Annotated in this window: 18 protein-coding genes; 2 read left to right on the top strand and 16 right to left on the bottom strand. The window is 73.3% G+C overall.

Features of this window, described 5'->3' with window-relative positions:
* The first annotated feature begins 11 nt into the window (after positions 1-11).
* Positions 12-1,430, top strand: a complete 1,419-nt coding sequence (locus QWY29_RS02480; RefSeq protein ID WP_300959073.1) for a sensor histidine kinase — start codon at positions 12-14, stop codon at positions 1,428-1,430.
* Between the two features lie 8 nt (positions 1,431-1,438).
* Here the strand turns inward: QWY29_RS02480 and QWY29_RS02475 are convergent, their stop codons facing one another.
* From QWY29_RS02475 to QWY29_RS02400, 16 genes are all read right to left on the bottom strand, one after another.
* Positions 1,439-2,494 carry a phosphotransferase family protein gene (locus QWY29_RS02475; RefSeq protein ID WP_300959072.1) on the bottom strand — a complete coding sequence of 352 codons (1,056 nt, stop codon included), beginning with the start codon at positions 2,492-2,494 and terminating at the stop codon, positions 1,439-1,441.
* The gene (locus QWY29_RS02470) at positions 2,491-3,675 is read right to left on the bottom strand and encodes an acyl-CoA dehydrogenase family protein (RefSeq protein WP_300959071.1); all 1,185 of its coding nucleotides are present in this window, start codon (positions 3,673-3,675) and stop codon (positions 2,491-2,493) included. Before QWY29_RS02470 ends, QWY29_RS02475 begins: the two co-directional genes overlap by 4 nt.
* Positions 3,676-3,921: 246 nt before the next feature.
* Positions 3,922-4,527, bottom strand: coding sequence for a TetR/AcrR family transcriptional regulator (locus tag QWY29_RS02465; RefSeq protein ID WP_300959070.1), 606 nt, complete (start codon positions 4,525-4,527; stop codon positions 3,922-3,924).
* Positions 4,528-4,582: 55 nt separating this feature from the next.
* Positions 4,583-5,362, bottom strand: coding sequence for an acetoacetate decarboxylase family protein (locus QWY29_RS02460; protein WP_300959069.1), 780 nt, complete (start codon positions 5,360-5,362; stop codon positions 4,583-4,585).
* A gap of 78 nt (positions 5,363-5,440) precedes the next feature.
* Positions 5,441-6,235 carry an acetoacetate decarboxylase family protein gene (locus tag QWY29_RS02455; protein ID WP_300959068.1) on the bottom strand — a complete coding sequence of 265 codons (795 nt, stop codon included), beginning with the start codon at positions 6,233-6,235 and terminating at the stop codon, positions 5,441-5,443.
* Positions 6,232-6,915, bottom strand: a complete 684-nt coding sequence (locus QWY29_RS02450; protein WP_300959067.1) for a nitroreductase family protein — start codon at positions 6,913-6,915, stop codon at positions 6,232-6,234. The genes QWY29_RS02455 and QWY29_RS02450 overlap by 4 nt, the downstream gene beginning before the upstream one ends.
* The gene (locus QWY29_RS02445; protein ID WP_300959066.1) at positions 6,912-7,718 is read right to left on the bottom strand and encodes an SDR family NAD(P)-dependent oxidoreductase; all 807 of its coding nucleotides are present in this window, start codon (positions 7,716-7,718) and stop codon (positions 6,912-6,914) included. Before QWY29_RS02445 ends, QWY29_RS02450 begins: the two co-directional genes overlap by 4 nt.
* Positions 7,719-7,811: 93 nt before the next feature.
* Complete coding sequence (locus QWY29_RS02440; protein WP_300959065.1) at positions 7,812-8,834, bottom strand: zinc-dependent alcohol dehydrogenase; 1,023 nt, start codon at positions 8,832-8,834, stop codon at positions 7,812-7,814.
* A 1-nt stretch (position 8,835) separates the two neighbouring features.
* The gene (locus QWY29_RS02435; protein WP_300959064.1) at positions 8,836-9,669 is read right to left on the bottom strand and encodes an SDR family NAD(P)-dependent oxidoreductase; all 834 of its coding nucleotides are present in this window, start codon (positions 9,667-9,669) and stop codon (positions 8,836-8,838) included.
* The gene (locus QWY29_RS02430) at positions 9,666-10,667 is read right to left on the bottom strand and encodes an ABC transporter permease (RefSeq protein ID WP_300959063.1); all 1,002 of its coding nucleotides are present in this window, start codon (positions 10,665-10,667) and stop codon (positions 9,666-9,668) included. Before QWY29_RS02430 ends, QWY29_RS02435 begins: the two co-directional genes overlap by 4 nt.
* A gap of 10 nt (positions 10,668-10,677) precedes the next feature.
* A complete protein-coding gene (locus QWY29_RS02425) occupies positions 10,678-12,231 on the bottom strand; it encodes a sugar ABC transporter ATP-binding protein (RefSeq protein WP_300959062.1) in 1,554 nt (517 codons plus the stop codon).
* 54 nt (positions 12,232-12,285) lie between these two features.
* Complete coding sequence (locus QWY29_RS02420; protein WP_300959061.1) at positions 12,286-13,326, bottom strand: sugar ABC transporter substrate-binding protein; 1,041 nt, start codon at positions 13,324-13,326, stop codon at positions 12,286-12,288.
* Positions 13,327-13,451: 125 nt separating this feature from the next.
* On the bottom strand, positions 13,452-15,011 hold the full coding sequence (locus QWY29_RS02415; RefSeq protein WP_300959060.1) for a class I adenylate-forming enzyme family protein: 1,560 nt from the start codon (positions 15,009-15,011) through the stop codon (positions 13,452-13,454).
* Between the two features lie 8 nt (positions 15,012-15,019).
* Complete coding sequence (locus QWY29_RS02410; RefSeq protein WP_300959059.1) at positions 15,020-16,612, bottom strand: acyl-CoA synthetase; 1,593 nt, start codon at positions 16,610-16,612, stop codon at positions 15,020-15,022.
* A 99-nt stretch (positions 16,613-16,711) separates the two neighbouring features.
* Entirely contained in the window at positions 16,712-17,725 is a 1,014-nt protein-coding gene (locus QWY29_RS02405; protein ID WP_186345662.1) for a cyclase family protein, read from the bottom strand.
* Positions 17,726-17,822: 97 nt separating this feature from the next.
* Positions 17,823-18,419, bottom strand: a complete 597-nt coding sequence (locus tag QWY29_RS02400) for a lysophospholipid acyltransferase family protein (protein ID WP_300959058.1) — start codon at positions 18,417-18,419, stop codon at positions 17,823-17,825.
* 320 nt (positions 18,420-18,739) lie between these two features.
* Between QWY29_RS02400 and QWY29_RS02395 the strand changes: the two genes are divergently transcribed.
* Positions 18,740-19,354 carry a TetR/AcrR family transcriptional regulator gene (locus tag QWY29_RS02395; protein WP_300959057.1) on the top strand — a complete coding sequence of 205 codons (615 nt, stop codon included), beginning with the start codon at positions 18,740-18,742 and terminating at the stop codon, positions 19,352-19,354.
* The last annotated feature ends 76 nt before the right edge of the window (positions 19,355-19,430 follow it).

The following is a 19,430-nucleotide window of genomic DNA, read 5'->3' as shown; positions in this document are numbered from 1 at the left end:
GGGGACCGAGCATGCGACGTACACGGGACCGTGGCACCGGTGACGGGCGGACGATGCTCGCCCTCGTGCTGGTCCTGACGGTGCCGCTGCTGCTCCTCGGGTGGCTGGTGCCCGGGGCCCGTGAGCTCGACCGCGCGGCGCTGGCCTACGAGTTGCTCGTCTACCCGTCGGTCTCCGTGGCGGGCCTGCTGTTCTACGTCTGCTGGCGGATGTCGGCGAACCCGACGACCGCGTGGCTGGCGGCCGGGGTGACGGTCGTGGGCACCCAGGGCGTCGGCCTGGCCGCCGTCCACCTCGCCCGGCCGGCGGATTCCGCCGCGCACGCGACCTGGATGACGGGGATCGACCTGGCCCTGCAGGCGCTCGTCGTCGCCGGCACGGTCCTCGCCGCGCGGCGGCCGCTGCGTGCCGACCCGTTCCTCGCCGGCCTGGCGGTCGGCGCGGCCGCCACCGCGCTGCGCGCGGCCGCCCTCGACCTGCCCGCCCTGAGCCTGTCCGGGGCGGCCCTCCAGGGACTCGCGGTCCTGCTCTTCGCCGGTCAGGTCTGCGCGGCGCTGCTGCTGACGCGTCTCGTCGGCTCGCCGGGGTGGGTGCGGCTGCGGATCGGGCTCGCGTCCGTCGCGCTCGGGTTCAGCCACCTGGTCCTGGCGCCCGGCCTGTTCGACGACGTCGTGGCAGCGGTCGCGACCGTCCTGCGGATCGGCGGCGCCGCCGTCCTCATCCACACCTCCCTGGCGCTCCTGCAGGTGAAGACGCACCGGCACGGCAGCACGGTGCGGAGCCTGCGCCAGCGCATGGAGCACCTGGAGGCGGACGCCCGGGTCAACCGGGAGCGGCTCCACGAGATCGGGGCGACCATCGCGGGCATCGCCAACGTCTCGCAGATCCTCCACACCCAACCGGCCCTGCCGGACGACCGACGACGCCACCTCGAGCAGGCGATCGACGCCGAGGCGGCCCGCCTCCAGCGGTTGATGGACGGGCGGCGCACGGCCCGCTTCGAGCAGGTCGACCTCGACGCCGTCCTCGAGCCGATCGTGACCGCCCACCGGGCCCGCGGCCGCCGGGTCGTCTGGGGCCCCGGCCGCGTCAGGGCCCTCGGCCGGCCGGACGACGTGGCCGAGGTGGTCAACATCCTGCTGGAGAACGCGGCGCAGCACGCCCGCACCGCCTGCACCCTCGAGGTCGACCACGCCGCCGACGCGGTCGTGATCCGGGTGGCCGACGACGGCCCCGGCGTCCCTGCCGACCTGGCCGGCGGCATCTTCGACTGGGGGCGCCGCGGGTCCGGGTCCACGGGGCAGGGCATCGGCCTGCACATCGCCCACCGGCTCATGGTCGAGCAGGGCGGTGACCTCCACCTCGCGCCCTCCCCTCCCGGGCAGGGCGCCACGTTCGTGGCCGTGCTGCCCGGCGAGGTCCGGGAGTAGCCAGCCCGTCAGAGGCGCGCGAGCCCCGCCTCCAGCAGCGGCTCGACGGCCTGCGCCGCGGTGTCGAAGCCCTCGCCGTGGGTGGCGCCCGCGCGGTGCCGGTGGTCGATGCCGGCGGCGATGACGGCGAGCTTGTAGTAGCCCAGCGCCATGTGGGCGTCCCAGTCGACGAGGGCCACCCCGCCGGCGCGTTCGTACGCCGCCGCGAGGTCGTCCGCGGCCGGCAGCCGGTCGCTGGTCCACGCGCTGGGCGACCCGAGCACGAGGTCGAGCGCGGCGTGCCGGTAGACGCACATCATCGCCACGTCGGCGACCGGGTCGCCGATCGTCGACAGCTCCCAGTCCACGACCGCCGCGACCCGCGGCCCCGTCGGCTCGTCGAGCGCGAGCAGGGTGTTGTCGATGCGGTAGTCGCCGTGCACCACGCCGGTCGAGCGCTGCTCGAAGGGGGCCGCGGCGAGCCGGGCGCCCAGGTCGGTGGCCAGCGGGGCGAGCGCGGGGTCGCCAACCAGCTCCCACTGGCCCGACCAGCGGCGCACCTGCCGCGCGGCGTACCCGTCGGGGCGGCCGAACCGCTCCAGCCCGACGGCGACGTGGTCGACCGCGTGCAGCGCGGCGAGCGTCTCGACGAGGCGGGCGAGCGTGGCCTCGAGCGTGGCGTCGTCGAGGGTGTCGAGGTCGGCGCGGGACTGGACGGTGCGGCCGGTGACGAACTCCGCGACCGCGAACGGCAGGCCGACCGCCGTCGCGCCCTCCTCGGCCACCACGACCGGCCGGGCGACGGGGAACCCGGCGGCTGCGAGAGCACCGGTCACCCGGGCCTCGCGGCCGACGTCGTGGGCGGAGGGGGTGCGGCCGACCCGGGGCGGCATCCGCAGCACCCAGGCGTGCCCGGGCTCGGCGCTGCCGTCGTCGAGCCGGTAGGTCAGGTTCGAGCGGCCACCGGCGATGAGACGCGCCCTGAGCGGGCCGGCGAGCTCGGCGCCGGCGCGGGACATCTCCTCCGCGACCGCCACGAGCTCCTCGGCCGAGAGGGCCGAGGGGTCGACCTGCACCTCGCTCATCCGAGCTCCTTCTCGATCCGGCGCACCGCGCGCTTGGCGATCGACCAGCGGTGCACCTCGGAGGGGCCGTCGTAGATGCGGAAGGGCCGGATCTCGCGGGCGATCTTGGCGACCGGCAGATCGGTGGAGACACCGAGGCCGCCGCACATCTGGGTGGCCCGGTCGACGACGCGGTGCAGCGCCTCGCCGGCGAAGGTCTTGGCGATCGAGGTGGAGGCCGAGGCCCGCTCCCCCGCGTCGAGCTCCTCGCAGGCCGTGCGCAGCAGCGCCCGCGTCGCCGCGAGGTCGATCTCGTTGTCGGCGATCATCTGCTGGATCATCCCGAGGTCGGCGAGCCGCGAGCCGAAGGCCTGGCGGCCGGCGACGTGGGCCACGGCCACCTCGTGGGCGCGCCGGGCGGCACCGGTCCACCGCATCACGTGCGTCATGCGAGCGGGGCCGAGCCGCACCTGCGCGTAGCGGAAGCCCTCGTCGACCCCGCCGAGCACCTCGGAGTCCGGGACGAACGCGTCGGTGAAGGTGACCTCGCAGTGGCCGCCCACCATCGAGCGGTCGACGGTGCCGACGTGCCGCACGACCTGCAGGCCCTCGGTGTCGGCGGGCATCAGGAACATGGTGGCGCCGCCCGAGCCCGCGGACCCGGCACCGCCGGGCTCGCCGCTGGTGCGCGCCATCGTGATGAAGAACGACGCGCCGTCCGCGCCGGTGATGAACCACTTGCGGCCGTTGACGACCCACCCGCCGTCGACCTTGGTCGCCCGGGTCGTCAGCGCCGACGGGTCGCTGCCCGCGCCCGGGGCCGGCTCCGTCATCGCGAACGCCGAGCGCACCTCGCCCCGCGCCAGCGGCTGGAGGTACGTCGCCCGCTGGGCGTCGGTGGCGACGTGGGCGAGCAGGTGCACGTTGCCCTCGTCGGGGGCCGCGACGCCGGTCGCCAGCGGCCCGAAGAGCGAGTAGCCGGCCTCCTCGAACGCGGCGGACCGCTCGACCATGCCGAGGCCGAGGCCGCCGCAGTCCACGGGGGCGTGCGGGGCGAAGACACCGGCGGCCCGGGCCTGCTCCTGCAGCCGCACCCGCAGCGCGTCGCCGCCGGCCGCCTCGATGTCGCCGTCGTGCTCGTCGTCCAGCGGGAGCACGCTCGTCCGGATGAACTCCCGCGTGCGGCTGACCAGGTCACTCATGCGTCTGTCCTCCTCGTTGCCGAACGACCGACCGATCGCTCGCTCGGTCAGTCTGGCAGCGCGGGTCCGCACCCGTCAACCGGCCCGCGGCCAGGTGGTGCGCGGGGCACGATTCGCGCCGACCAACCGGACATCTCGGGGCAGTCCTGCACATATCGGGGCAGATCTGCCCCGATATGTGCAGGGGTCACCGGTTAACCGGTGACCCCTGCACACGGTTCGCGCAATCTCCGCGCAGCCCGCCGCTCAGGCCTGGACGAGGCCCCGGGCGAGGACGAGGTGGCGGGCGACGAGCTCGTCGGGGGCGAGCGGCCCGTCCTCGCGGTACCACGACGCGACGCCGACGCAGAGCGAGGCGACCGCCCGGGCGGCGTCGGCCGGGTAGGGCGTGCCGAACACGCCGGACGCCGCGCCGGCCTCGACCACGCGGTCGAGCATCCGCTGCTGCTCGTCGCGGCGCTCGACGTACCGCTGCCGGTTGTCGGGCAGCAGGCTGCGGATCTCGCTGGACCCCACGAAGGCCTGGCGGCGGCGGAACATGTGGAAGCGCAGCAGCGACTCCACGAGCGCGTCGAACTGCGCCGACGGGTCGTCCGGGGCCCCGGCCAGGGCGGCCTCGCTGCGCTCGAGCAGCTCGTCCATGACGGCCATCATCAGCGCGAGCAGGATCTCCTGCTTGGACTTGTAGTGGTGGTAGACGCCGGGCACCGACAGCCCCGCCTCCGCGGCCAGGTCACGGATGCTCGTGCCGTGGTAGCCCTGCTCCGCGAACCGCTCCAGCGCCGCGTCGAGCACGCGCGGCAGCGTGGGGGCGTCGTACGTCCGCCAGTCCGCGAGGTCGGGAGCCGTCATGCGTCCACTCTAGGGACGCCGACCCCCGGCCCCGCGGACACCACCGACGTGGCGCTCAGACGGGCAGGCGGGCGGTGCTGAGCGCCGGCCAGTGGTCCGAGCGGCCCAGCGCGAGCGGCAGGAAGGCGTCGGCGTCCATCGGGCCGAGCGGCACGCAGGTCGCCTTCATGCCGGTCTCGACGTAGACGGCGTCGCGCAGCTCGACGACCTCGAGGCTGTCGAGCGGGTCGTGGACGGTGCCGCCGAGCTCCAGGGTGGCCGGACCCTTGCGGACCACGGTGGTGCGCTGGGCGAACTCGGCCATCATCAGCGTCGGCGGCCCGGCGAGCGCCTGCGCACCGGGCTCGAGCGCGTACTTGACGTTGAAGTTGCGGCCCACGACCTCGGTCGGGCCACGGTCGGGACCGAGGTCGGCCTCGATCCGCACCAGCGGGGTCCCCCGCCGCTCGAGGACGCCGGTCATGTGACCGTCGTTGCGCCACAGGGTGGAGGTGCCGATCTTCTTCGGCTCGCCGTAGAGGTCGCGCCCGAAGAGCATGGGCACGTCGTTGTCCATGAACATCGTGAGCACGTAGTCGCCCGCGACCCCGTCGTGGCTGGCACTGACGTAGACGGCCGACGCGGCGAAGTCGCCCACGCAGTTGCTGCGCCACCGGCTCACCTGCACCGTGATCCGCGGCTCCGCACCCGGGTCCAGCTCGGCCGGCAGGATGTCGCGGATCGTCTCGGGACGGGTCAGGAAGTCGACGCTCAGCGACTCCCCGCCGACGAACTCGACGTCGGCCAGGGTCGCCTGCACGGCGGCGACCTCCTCGGGTGACCTGCGGAAGCCCATGGGTTCTCCTCGGTGGTGGGTTCGGGTGGTGCGGGTGCGGGTGCGGGTGCGGGTGTGGGTCCGGGTGGGACGAGGTGGTCAGGGGCGCGGGACGACCCGGCCCAGCGGCAGCGTGAAGTCGGTGGTCGAGGTGAACGCGTCGAGCACCCGCAGGGGCGCGAACACGTGCCACGGGTCGGCGGCGCTCGCCGAGCCGAGCTCGACGGCGCCGCGGCCGCGCCACAGCTCGAGCCGGCCGTCGGCACCGCGGTGCGATCGGGCGCGGACGTCGACCGCGACGAGCTCGTCGACCAGCGGCGGCCGGCCGGCCTCGGAGGCGGGTACGAGCCGGTGGCTGAGCGTCGGGAGCATCTCCGCCGTCTCGAGCGAGAGCAGCTCCTCGGGAGGGAGCAGCCGCTCGGGCTGCATGGTCAGCGTCATCAGCCGGACGCCGCGGGGCCGCTCGACGGTCATCGCGAGCTGCTCGGTGCCGGGCCCGCCTACGTCGCGGCCCGACCAGGTCAGGTGCGCGAGCTTCTTGCCGTACCCCCACAGCTCACGGCCCGCGGCCATCGGCGCCTCGGCGTCGGTGACGATCACGGGCTGGTACCAGAACCGCTCCTCCCCCACCCGCACCCGCACGACGAGGTAGGCCTCGAGGTAGGGCCCGAAGGTCGAGGTCGGGTAGTGACAGGCCCAGGCGGCGCAGACGGCCGGGTCGCTGTCGGGCTCCACGCCGGCGGGGAGGTACGCCGCCAGGCCGGCCGGGTCGGCCTCGTAGACCACCCACGTCTGCCGGGCCGCGCGGAACTCGTAGGGCGGCGGCGGGTAGAGCGGTGCGGCGAAGGGCATCGAGACCGGGTCGCCGACCGGCATCGGGACCGGCCCGGTCACGACGTCCTCGTGGTCCACAGCGGCTCGGGGGTCTCGAACCCGGCCGGGCTCCCCCACTGGTTGCGGTAGGTGACCTCGTGGGCGGGCCGCCGGGGCGCGACGCCCCAGCGCCCCATCGGGTAGCCCATGGCGACGGTCGCCGCGAGCGTCCAGCCCCGGTCGGGCGGCACGCCGAGCACGGCCTTGGTGGTGTCGGGCCGGAAGACGTCGAGCACGTTGGTCATCGCGCTGCCGACACCCTGCGCCCGGGCGGCCAGCATCGCCGACCACACCGCGGGGTAGGTCGAGCTGCCGTCGCGGTCGCCGCGGGAGAAGGCGAAGAACAGCAGCGGCACCTGCTCGAAGTGGTCGGCGAGGTGCTGGACGCTCGCCCGTAGCTTGCGGAACCGGATCGAGGACGGCGCGTCCGGGTCGGCCTCGGCGGCCGCGACCTGGGCGGCGTAGTGGCCGCGCCACAGCAGCGCCACCGCCTCGCGGTAGGGATCGGCCAGCCGCCCGACGACCTCGCGGTCGTCGACCAGGAGGAACCGCCAGGCCTGCGTGTCGCCGCCGCTGGGCGCGCGCACGGCGGCGTCCATGATCCGCGCCTGCACCTCCACCGGCACGGGGTCGGGGCGCATCCGGCGCATCGCACGGGTCGTGTAGAGCGTCTCCCAGACGCCGGCCTCGGCCTCGCTCATGCCGCGGTCCAGCCGCCGTCGACGACCAGGTTGGCGCCGGTCATGAAGCCGGAGGCGTCCGAGGCGAGGAACAGGGCCGCGGAGACGAGCTCCTCGGGGACGCCGAAGCGGCCGAGCGGGATCTTGCCGAGCAGGTGGGCGCGCCACTTGTCGTGGCCGCGCAGCCCCTCGGTCATGTCGGTCTCGAAGTAACCCGGCGAGAGGGTGTTGACCCGCACGCCGCGCTCGGCCCACTCCAGCGCGAGGGTGCGGGTGAGCGCGTCGACGGCGCCCTTGCTGGCGGCGTACGGCGCCATCCGCTCCATCCCGACCTGGCCGTGGATGCTGGAGATGTTGACGACCGCGCCCCGCCCGCCGGCGAGCATCAGCTTGCCGGCCTCGCGGGCGCAGAGGAACGAGCCGGTGACGTTGACGTCGAGCACGTGGCGCCACTCGTCCTCGTCGACCTGCTCGGCCCGCTTGAAGATCGGGCTGACGCCGGCGGAGTTCACGAGCGCGTCCAGCCCGCCCCAAGCCTCGGCGATCGTGGCGGCCGCGGCGTCGACGGCCGCGCCGTCGGAGACCGAGCCGACCAGCACCAGCGGCTTGCCGCCCAGCTCCTCGATCTCGTCGGCGACCTGGCGGACGGCGTCCGCTGACCGCGCGGTCAGCGCCACGCGGGCGCCGGCGGCCGCGAAGCCCAGGGCCATCGCCCGACCGAGGCCACGGCTGGCACCGGTGACCCACACGCGCTCGTCGGTGAGGTCGAAGGTGGCCGAGGAGCGGTGCGTTCCTGGCTGCGGGACGGAGGCGGAGATGGTCATGGGGAGCTCCTTGCTGCGGGCGCCGCGGGCATGGGGCCGCGGCACCGCGCCCGGTCGGGCGTGGTGGTGGGGGGCGTGCGAGGACGGGTGGACTCAGGCGCGGGGCACGACGGCCGCCTTGACGACGTGGTCCTCGGGCCGGGGCGCCGCGAGCGCGCGGTCGGCCTGGTCCAGGGGGTAGCGGTGGGTGACGAGCCCGGCCAGGGAGACCCGGCCGGAGACGATGAGGTCGACCGCGGCGGCGAAGTCACCGTCGACGTAGCCGAAGGACCCCGTGACGCGGTGGGCGCCGACTGGCCACGGGACCGGGGCGTCGTTGAGCCCGACCAGGACGACGGGGGCCGCCGGGGCGAGCAGCGGCAGGGCGGCGGTCACCGCGGCGGGCGCGCCCGAGGCGTCCAGCAGGGCGTCGTACGCCGCGGCGCCGGTCGCCTCACCGGTCGCCTCACCGGTCGCCTCACCGGGGGCGGAGACGCTCGCGCCGAGCCGGGCGGCCGCGTCGCGGCGGTGCTCGACCGGCTCGACCACGTGGACGGTGAGGTCCCGGGCGAGCGCGGCCGCGGTGACGGTGAGCCCGACCGCCCCGGCGCCGGTGACGAGCACGTGCCCGCCCGGCCCGACGGCGGCCAGCCCGACGGCGTGGAGCGCGACCGCGAGCGGCTCGGCCCAGAGCAGGTCGAAGGGGTCGGTCCCCGCCGGGACGGGCACGACGTCGCGGCCGACGACCACGTCCGGCAGGTGCAGCTGCTCGGCGAAGGCGCCCTGCGCGCCGTAGCCGAGGGAGCGGCCCGCGGTGGACCCGCACAGGTGCGTGTCGCCCTCGCGGCAGTACGCGCACTCCCCGCACGAGCGCATGGGTCGCACTGCGACCCGGGTGCCCGGCTCGAGCCCCACGAGCGCCGAGCCGGCCTCGGCGACGGTCGCGGACAGCTCGTGGCCCATCACCTGTCCCGGCTCGACGTAGTGCCCGTGGGCGTAGGAGGCGAGGTCCGACCCGCAGACCCCGCACGCCTCGACGTCGAGGAGCACGTCGGTCGGGCCGACCGGGGGCTGCTCCAGCGGCTCGGTGCGGAGGTCCTGCGGGGCGTGCAGCACGGCCCCCAACGGGTGGGACATGTCAGTGCATCTCCTGTCCACCGGTGACGTTGAGCGCCTCGCCGGTGACGAAGGACGCGCCCTCGGAGGCGAGGTAGACCGCGGCGGCGGCGACGTCCTCGGGGGTGCCGAAGCGGCGGGCGGGGATCTGCCGGGCCAGCCGCTTGCGGTAGTCCTCCTCGGTGCGGCCGGCGGCCCCGGAGAACGTCTCGTAGACGCCCCCCTTGACCGCCAGGAGCGGGGTGTCGATGGTGCCGGGGCAGATCGCGTTGACGGTGACCCCGTGCTGGCCGAGCTCGCCGGCCATCGACTGGGTGAGGCCGACGACCGCGAACTTCGCGGCGGAGTACGCCGCGAGGAGCGGCTGGCCGGTCTTGCCGGCCTGGGAGGCGATCGTGATGATGCGCCCGCTCCCCTGCGGCACCATCCGGCGGGCGGCCTCGCGGGCGACCAGGAAGGCCCCGGTCGCCATCACGTCGATGTTGACCTGCCAGTCCGCGAGGGAGAGCTCGGTGACCGGGGAGAGCCCGATCGCCAGGCCCGCGCAGTTGACGACCACGTCGACCCGGCCGTGCTCGGCGACGGCGGCGCCGAAGAGGGCGGCGACCTGCTCCTCGTCCGTGACGTCGCACGGGACGGCGGTGACCGTGCCGAGCGTCGACAGCTCCTGCGCGGCGGTCGCCAGGTGGTCCGGCGGCGCCACCTCGTAGTCGGGGTGGCTGGCCAGCGGGGCCCCCACGTCGGAGAGCACCAGGGTGTCCCCGAGCCGCAGGAACGACTCCGCGATGGCCCGGCCCATCCCGCCGGCCCGGGCGCCGCCGGCGACGACGACGACCCGGGGCTGCTCGGCGCTCATCGCCGCCTCATCACCAGGAAGCTCGCCGCGAAGACGGCCAGCAGCAGGATGATGCCGCGCACGGCGTACTGCCAGAACGTCTCGACGCCCATGATCGACAGGCCGTTGTTGATGACGCCGATGAGCAGCACGCCGATGACCGTGCCGAGGATGTGGAACCGGCCCGGTCGCAGGGTCGAGGCACCGATGAACGCCGCGGCGAAGGCATCGAGCAGGTAGGTGTCGCCCACGCCCTGCGGGCGACCGACGCCGAGGTTGGCGGCCACGATCATGCCGCCGAGGGCGGCGCACGCCGCGGAGATGCCGAGCGCGATCAGGGCGTAGCGCTTGACCGGGATGCCGGACAGGCGGGCGGTCTCGGCGTTGCCGCCGATGGCGTACATGTGCCGGCCCAGCTGGGTCTGCTCGAGGAAGACGTAGAGCACGACGGCGACGATGGCCAGGAAGACCACCGGCATCGGGATCGGGCCGATCTCGCCCTGGCCCATGATCAGGAAGCCGTCGGGGATCCCGGACAGGATCGTCTGGGAGTCCGAGACGCCGAGCACGACGCCGGTGAGGATCGAGCCGACGGCGAGGGTGACGATGAACGCCGACACACCGCCGTAGGCGACCACGACGCCGTTGAAGGCGCCGATCACCAGGGCGAGCGCGAGGACGACGAGCACGGCGACCGCGGGGCTGCCGAAGGTGCCCTCCGCGAGCCACTTGCAGGCGAGGTAGCCACCGAGGGTGGCCATGCCGGCGAGGCTCAGGTCGAAGAGCCCCTGCACCAGCGCGACGGTCAGGCCGAGCGCGATGATGCCGAGGATCGAGACCTGGTTGAGGATGTTGAAGAAGTTCTGGCTGGTCGCGAAGACGTCGGGCTTCAGCAGGCTGAAGATCGCGACGCACGCGACCAGGCTGGCGATGGTTCCGTAGCGGCTGACGACGTCGATGAGCTTGTCGCTCGTCGACGTCTCGCGCCGCGGGCCGGTCGCGCGGGGCGACTCGGCCACTGCTGTCGAGCTAGACACTCTTCCTCCCGAAGGACAGTCGCATGATCGAGTTGACGGTGATGTCGTCGCCGGCGAGCTCGCCGACGACCGCTCCGTCGTGCAGGACGAGGACCCGGTCGCAGACCCGGACGAACTCCTCGAGCTCGGTGGAGGTGAAGACGACAGCGGCGCCGTTGTCGGCGAGGCTGCGGGCGAGGCCGTAGATCTCGGCCTTGGTGTGGACGTCGACCGCCGCGGTGGGCGAGTCGAGGAGGTAGACCTTGGCCTGGCGCAGCAGCCACCGGCCGATGACGACCTTCTGCGCGTTGCCGCCGGAGAGCGTGCGGACCTCCTTCTCGAGGCCGCCGCTCTTCAGGCTCAGCTGCGCCATGACCTCGGCGACCTCGCTGCGCTCCCGGCCCCGCCGCATGAGGCGCAGCACCGGGTCGGTCCGGTAGGACTTCGTGGAGGCGAGGGTGGCGTTCTCCCGGATGGAGAGGTCGCTGACCAGGCCCTGCCCGAGCCGGTCCCGCGGGACGAGGGCCATGCCGGCCGCGACCGCCTGCTGCGGGTTGCGGATCCGCCGCGGGGTGCCCTCGATGAGCACCTCGCCGTGGACCCGGCGCATGCCGTACAACGACTCGACGACCTCGCCGGCGCCCTCGCCGGGGAGGCTGGCGATGCCGACGACCTCCCCCGCCCGGGCCTGCAGGTCGACGCCCCGCAGGACGTCTCCCCGCAGGCCCCGGGCCTCCAGCACGACCTCGCGCGGCGGCGCGGTCGCGGTGAACGCCTCGTGGGCGATCGCCTTCTCCGCGCCGACGAGCTGGTCGACCAGGCTGTCGTGGTCGAGCTCGCCGGCCTGCCAGGTCCCGACCAGCCCGCCGTCGCGCATGACGGTGATCCGGTCGCAGACCTTGAACACCTCGTTGAGCCGGTGGGTGACGAAGACGAAGCCGATGCCCTCCTCCGCCAGGCGACGCATCTGGGAGAACAGCGTGTCGACCTCGGCGGGCTGGAGCGAGGTGGTCGGCTCGTCGAGGATGATCACCCGCGCGTTGCTGGCCAGCGCCTTGGCGACGGCCACCATCGCCTGCTCGTGAGCACCGAGGCTCGAGACCTCGCGGCGCGGGTCCAGGTCCGGCAGGCCGATCCGGTCGAGCAGCGCCCGGGTGCGGCGGTGCGCGGAGCGCCAGTCGACCAGGACGCCGATGCGCCGGCCGAGGCCCTCGACCATCAGCACGTTCTCGGCCACCGAGAGCTCGGGGACGAGGTTGCCGTGCTGGTGGACGACCGAGATCCCCAGCGCCTGGGCCTGCTGCGGGTTGCGCACCTCCACCTTCGAGCCGTCGATCTCGACGGTCCCCGACGTCAGCGCGATCGCGCCCGCCAGGGCCTTGATGAGGGTGGACTTGCCCGCGCCGTTCTCGCCGAGGAGCGCGTGGACCTCCCCGGCCTCCAAGGAGAAGTCCATGTGGTCCAGGGCCCGGGTGCCCGGGTAGTCCTTGACCGCCTCACGGACCCTCAGGAGCGGGCCGGGGCGGGCGGCGGACTCCCGCCCCGGCTCGTTCTGTGTCGTCGTCACGTCAGCTGCCTGTCGCTCGGTGGTGGATGGTCGGACCGGGTCGGACGGACCGGCTCAGACCTCGCCGGGGAAGAACGCGCAGTTCTCCCAGTCCGGCTCCTCGCCCTCGGCGGGGACGGTCTGCTCGTTGATGAGGCAGGGCTTCATGTAGACGACCTTGCTGGGCAGCGTGCCGCCGCCGACGATCGTCTCGATGGTCTCGATGGCCTTGTCACCCATGAGCGGGAACGGGTTGGCCGGCTCCATCTTGTACGGCGAGCCCTCGCGGATGAGGTCCCAGGCGAAGGAGTTGCCGTCGAAGCCGACCGCGAAGACCTTGTCCTCCAGGCCGGCCTCCTCGATGGCGCGGACGGCCGAGGGGGCCAGCTCGTCCCAGCCGAGCCAGATCGCGTCGATGTTCTTGTCCGACTGCAGCAGGTTGGTCAGCTGGTCGTAGGAGTCCTCGACCTGGCCGGGGACCTTGACCTCGATCTCGCGGACGACCTCGATGTCGGGGTTCTCGCTCATGACGGCCTTGAAGCCGGCGTCGCGGTCGCGCAGCGCCTGCAGCACGGTCCAGTTGAGCTTGACCACGCGGCCCTTGCCCTCGAGGCGGTTGGCCATCTCGGCGGTCATCAGCGTGCTGTTGATGAACTCGTTGGTGCCGATCTCGGCGTCCACGCCCTCGACGAAGCCGCCGTAGATGGAGACGAAGGGGATGTCGGCCGCGTCGGCCTCCTTCATCACGCCGGTCATCTGGGCGTTGGGCGAGGAGTTGTTGACGATGACGTCCACGCCGCGGCTGATGAAGTCGCTGGCGGCGTTGTTGGTGGCCGCCTGGTCGCCCTGGCCGTCGAAGACCTCGACCTTCCAGCCCTTCTCCTCGGCGGCCTTGACGAACTGGTCCTTGATGCCGTTGATGCTGGGCGAGTTGAGGTTGACCGCGACGAAGCCGATGGACAGGTCCTCGACCGGGCCTGCGGCCTTGCCGGAGTCGCTGTTGCTGCTGTCGTCGCCGCTGTTGCTCGACGGCTTGTCGTCGTCGCTCATGGAACAACCGACGAGCGAGAGGGAGACCGCCAGGGCGGCCGCCGTCAGGCGGATGGTGCGCTTCATTCCGTGCTCCTTCAGGGCAGGGTGGAACCGGGTGTCCGGGTGGTGTGTGACGGGTGGTGGGTGTGGCTGCGGTGGTGTGGCGGTGGTGTCCGCGCTGGTGTCGCGGTGGGTGGTGCGGGTGGCGGTCAGCCGTCGCGGAGGAGGGCCTTGACCACCTTGCCGCCGGGATTGCGCGGTAGCTCGTCCCGGATCTCGACCACGGAGGGGACCTTGTAGTGGGCGAGGTGCTCGCGGCAGAAGGCACGGACCTCGTCGGGTGTGAGGCCGGACCCCGGTGTGGCGACCACGTGGGCGACCACGCGCTCGCCGTACTGCTCGTCCGGCACGCCGACGACCGCGGCGTCCAGGACTCCCGAGTGCTGGTGCAGGACGTTCTCGACCTCGAAGCTGAAGACGGACTCGCCGCCGCGCTTGATGACGTCCTTGAGCCGGTCGCGCAGGACCACGAAGCCGTCCTCGAGGACGGCGGCGTCGCCGGTCGCGATCCAGCCGTCGGGGTCGGTCAGGGGCGCGATGCCGTCGGGGGTCCAGTAGCCGAGGGCGACCTGGCCGCCCCGGACGACGATCTCGCCGACCTCGTCCGGGGCGGCGTCCTGGTCGTCGGTGCCGGGCCGGCGCAGCCGCAGCTCGGTCAGCGGCAGCGGGCGGCCGACGGTGTGCGGCATCCGCACGGCGTCCTCGCCGCCGACGTAGGTGATCATCGAGCAGGTCTCGGTCATCCCGAAGCCGTTGCCGAGCGTCGCCTGCGGCATCGCCGCCCGCATCCGCTCCAGCAGCGCGGTCGGCATCGGCGCACCGCCGAAGAGCGCCAGCCGGAAGCCGGCCAGGGCGTCGTCGCCGGTCTCCTCGGCGTGCCCGAGCAGCCGCCACCACATGGTCGGCGCACCGACGGTGGAGGTGCAGCCGTGCTCGCGCACGGCGGCCAGGGCGCGGCCGGCCTCGAAGCCGTCGAGGAGGTACGCCGTGGCGCCGAGCAGGACGACCGGCACGGTCTGCGAGCACAGGCCGGTGATGTTGAACTGCGGGACCATCACGAGCTCGACGTCGTCGGGCCGCCGACCGATCACGGTGGTGCAGGTGACGGCGTTCTGCAGCGCGTTGCCGTGGCTGACCACCACGCCCTTGGGGCGTCCGGTCGTGCCGGAGGTGTACATGATCGCCGCGGGTGCGTCCGTGCCCGGCGTGGCGGCGGGCAGGTCGGCCTCCGGGCCCCCGGCGAGGAACCGGCCGTCGGCGTCGGCGACCTCCACCCGGGGCGCGGCCGCGTCCAGCGCGGCGCAGGTGGCGGTGGCGGTGGCGGCCTCCTCCATGCCCGGCCCCACCAGGAGCAGGCCCGGGCCGCTGTCGCCCACGAGGACCGCGAGGTCGGCGGCGGTCAGCCGGTGGTTGAGCGGGACGACGACCGCCCCGGCCGCCCAGGTGGCGAGCACGGCGGTGGTGAAGGGCAGGCCGTTGCCGGCGAGCACCGCCACGCGGTCGCCCTCGGTGACGCCGGCCCCCCGCAGGCGGCGGGCGAGCCCGTCCACCTCTCCCCCGACCTCGGCCCAGGTGGCCCGACCGGTCGGGGTGACGAACGCCGGGTGGTCACCGCGCGCCGCGACGGTGCGGCGCAGCATGTCGACCAGGTCGACCGGCAGCGGCACGTCGTAGTGGCGGATCCCGCGCTCGTCGGTGCGGGTGGGCACGGCGGCGTTCACTCGGTCTGCCCCGTCTGCGCGAAGAGCTCCCAGTAGCTGTCGCGCAGGTCGCGCTTGAGGATCTTCCCCGAGGCGTTGCGCGGCAGCTCGTCGACGTAGACGACGGCGGAGGGCTTCTTGTACGACGCCAGGTCGCTCTTGAGGAACGCCAGGACGTCCTCGGAGCTGGGCCGCTCGTCGCCGGCGGCCACGACGACCGCGACGGGGGTCTCCACCCAGCGCGGGTGCGGGACGCCGACGACCGCGACCTCGCGGACGGCCGGGTGCCGCTCGACGGCGCGCTCGACCTCGGCGGGGTAGATGTTCTCCCCGCCGCTGATGATCATGTCCTTGACCCGGTCCACGACGTAGATGAAGCCCTCGTCGTCCTGGCGGACCAGGTCGCCGCTGTGGAACCAGCCGCCGCGGAACGCGTCCGCGGTGGCCTCGGGCAGCTTGTAGTAGCCCTTCATCACCGTCGGGCCGCGGTAGACGATCTCGCCGACCTCGCCCGGGGCCACGTCGCGGCCCTCGTCGTCGACGATGCGCACCTCGACGTTGACGGCCGGCAGGCCGACCGAGCCCATCTTGCGCACCGCGTCACCGGCCTTGAGGAAGCAGGTGTTCGACGACATCTCGGTCTGGCCGAAGGCGTTGACGATGCCGACGTTCGGGAAGGTCCTGACGAGCAGCTCGAGCGTGCTCGGCGGCGCCTGGGAGGCACCCCACAGCGCGCGGCGCAGGTTGGAGGTGTCGATCTGCGCGGCCAGCGGGTGCTCGCAGATCTGCTGCCACTGGGTCGGCACGAAGTAGCACATGTCCGGCTGGTGCTTGTCCAGCAGCCGCAGCGACTCCTCCGGGTCGAACCCGGTCGACGGGGTGATGATGCAGGTGCCCGCGAGGTAGATGAACGGGAGCAGGCCGTTGACGCCACCGATGTGGAACAGCGGCAGGCCCGAGAGCCAGGTGTCGCCCGGCCGTGCCTCCATCTCCAGGATCCAGTTGATGGTGTTGCACACCAGGTTCTGGTGGGTGAGCATCGCGCCCTTCGGGCGGCCGGTCGTGCCCGAGGTGTACATGAGGAACGCGAGGTCGTCCTCGTCCACGTCGGCGCCGGGCGCCTCGGCCGAGCCGGCGGCCAGCAGCTCCTCGTAGGACTCGGCCCGGCCCTGCGGCGTACCCGTCGTGGCGACGAGGCGCACCGCGCCGAGGCCGTCGGTCGACTCCAGCGCGACGGCCGTCAGCTCGTCGTCGGTGAGGACCGCGACGGCGTCGGAGTCGTCGAGGATGTAGGCCAGCTCGGTCGGGGCGAGGCGGAAGTTGACGGGCACCGGGCAGGCGCCGAGCTTCTGGCAGGCGAAGAACGACTCCACGACCTCGAGCCGGTTGTACATCAGCACCGCGACCTTGTCGCCGTGCTGCACGCCGCGGTCGGCCAGGGCGTTGGCGAGGCGGTTGGTCCGCTCGTCGAGCTCGGCGAAGGTCAGGGAGGCGTCCTCGAAGACGACGGCGGTCCGCTCGGGCGCACGGCGGGCGTTGCGCGCCAGGATCTCGCCCAGGACGAGCCGGCGGCTCCGGGCCAGCTCGCTGTCGTGCTGCGTGGTGTGCATGCGTGGGTGTCCTCGTGGTTCGTGGCGGTGGGTGGTGCGCGACGCGCGGGCCGGCCCGTGGGGCGGGCCGGCCCGGGCGTCAGGTGCGGGCGGGTCGGCTCAGAAGACCGCGACGGGGTTCGCCGGCGAGCCGGACGCGTTCGTCACGTTCAGCGGCGGCGCCGAGAGGAAGAACTCGTAGCGGCCGAGCTCCTCGCAGGTGGCCGAGAGGTCCTCGAGCCACCAGACCTCGCCGAGCGTCAGGCCCAGGTCGCGGATCAGGCGGGCGTGCAGCGGGTAGACGTGCTCGAAGGGCTCCTCGTGGGGCTCGACCTCGACCGCGATGTTGTCCATCGCCAGCGAGGCGACGTCCTTCTCCGCGAGCCAGTCGACGACGGCACGGGTGATGCCCGGAGCACCGACCTTCCAGTACTCCATCTTGTCCTCGAGCTGGTAGTACCACGGCACGTGCCCGGTGCGGATGACGAGCATGTCGCCCTCGCCGACCGTCACGCCCTGGGCCTCGGCGCACGCGTCGAGGTCGTCGGGGGTGATGCCGTACTGCGGCTGGAGGCGGTCGACGCCCTTGAACTTCGGCAGGTCGAGCAGGACGCCGCGGCCCACCAGCGTGTCCTTCATCTGGTGGATCGAGCCGCGGCGGGCACCGGCGTAGGACTCGACGTTGCCGATCCAGAAGCCGTTGAACATCGTGTCCTTGTAGAAGAAGTGGGACAGGCCGTCCCACTGCGTGCTGCCCTGGAGCGGCATGAAGATGTAGTCGTCGGTGCCCTGGAAGTTCGGGTAGTCCTGACCGGCCTTGGTGCCGGCGACGAAGTCCGAGCCGGTGTAGCCATAGAGGTGCACGACGCCGGTGCGGGTCGGGTGCACCGGGCCGGTGCTGTCCAGCGGGATCGCGCAGCTGACGACCTTGCCGGTCTCGATGAGCTTCGCAGCCGCGGCCACGCGCTCCGGGGTGAGCAGGTTGGCCGTGCCCTTCTCGTCGAGGTCGCCCCAGCGTCCCCAGTTGTTGGGGGTGCGGTCGTTGACGTAGCCGATGACCTTGCCGTTGGCGTCGACGGAGAACACCGGCGGCGTCCACTCGTCCGACCACTTGCCATCTGCTGTGCGGCCCATGTGCTTCCTCCTGGTTGCTTGCGGGGTCTGGGGGGTGTCAGGTCGGTCTGGGGTTGCTGCCGGCTGTGGCCTGGCTGCGGTCCGGTGGGACCCGGGCTCAGGCGGCTGGTCGGGCCGCGGCCACGGCCGCCGCCCAGTCCTCGTCGGTCAGTCGCTCCAGGACGCGGCTCACGTCCTGCGGTGCGAGCAGGGTGACCTCGCGCTGGACCAGCTCGGTCACGCTCGGCATCTCGGCGCCCTGGCCGGGCACGCAGACGTGCCCGCCGCGGCGGACGGCCCGCACGGCCGAGCGGACGTCGTCACCGGCCACGACCACCGCGGCGCGGCCGGAGGCCTCGCGAGCGGCGACCTGCGCCTTGAGGGCGGGGTCGGTCAGGGACGGGGCTGCGAGGACCGCGCCGTCGACGAGCAGCCGCGCCAGCACGAGCGTCGCGGACCCCTCGTGACCGACCACGAGCGTGGTGCGGGCGGCCGGCGCGTCGAGCAGGGCGGCCACGGCGAGCACGGCCGACCGCAGCGCCGGCGCGACGTCGCCGGGAAGCGCGGGGCTCGAGGTCCGGGCGGTGCTGCGCGGGCTCCGGCACCACAGCGAGGCGCCGGCGGCGCAGGGCTCGCAGGTGCCGCACGAGCGGTCGGCCAGCAGCGCCTCGGTGCCGACGGTGTCAACGCCGAACGAGCTCGTGAGCTCGGTCATCTGCAGGCCTCCTTCCACCCGACTCGTCGGTCGGTTCGCATGGCGAGGACGCTAGGTAACCCCGGTCACAGTGTCAAGGGGTTCGCGGTGACTGCCCTCACATTTCACCATCTTTCGCCTGGTAAACCGCGCCATCGCTGGGCTGTTCCGGGGCCAGGGCGCGGTTCTAGACCGGCCGACCGGTCGGCCGACGTCGCAACTCGTCGAGGAATTTCCCGACCAGTGGGTCGGTTTTCTCGGGTTCGGGCACTAGAGTCCCCCCGTCAGCCATGGAAGGACGCCTGCACGTGAAGACAGTGGACAGAGCAGCACGACGTCGGATGTCGTCGACCGAACGGCGTCAGCAGATCGTCAGCCGGGCCGCCGGGCTCTTCGACAAGACCGGCTACTCGAGCACGACGATGGACGACATCGCCAAGGAGGTCGGGGTCGCCAAACCGACCCTGTACCACTACTTCCCGAGCAAGGACGACATCCTCCACGCCATCCACGAGGAGTTCATCGACCTGCTGATCGACCGCCACGAGGCACGGAGCGAGACCGGCCTGCGTGCCGAGCAGCTGCTCCTCGAGGTCATGGCGGACATCCTCGAGCTGATGGAGACCCACCGCGGGCACGTCCGGGTGTTCTTCGAGCACCACCGGGAGCTGCCGGCGGAGGCGCGCGGACCGATCAAGGCCAAGCGCGACCGCTACGAGCGCATCGTCGAGGACCTCATCGCCGCCGGCGTCGAGTCCGGGGTCTTCCGCCAGGCGGACCCGCACCTGGCCGCACTGGCGACCTTCGGCATGTGCAACTGGGCCTACCAGTGGTACCGCCCGGGCGGCGCCCTGCGGTCGCGGGAGCTCGCCTACCAGTTCTGGAACTACCTCGTCTACGGGCTCGGCACCGACCAGCTGACGCCCGCGACCGCGCGCGCCGTCCCCCCGGCCTGACCGGGCGCCACGGCCCCGCCGGCCCCGCCGGCCCACTCAGCACGACGACGCCCCACCGTCCGCGGACGGTGGGGCG

Source organism: Nocardioides abyssi (genome assembly GCF_030412915.1).
Taxonomy (GTDB): Bacteria; Actinomycetota; Actinomycetes; order Propionibacteriales; family Nocardioidaceae; genus Nocardioides; species Nocardioides abyssi.
This window is presented reverse-complemented; position numbering and strand designations above follow the sequence as displayed.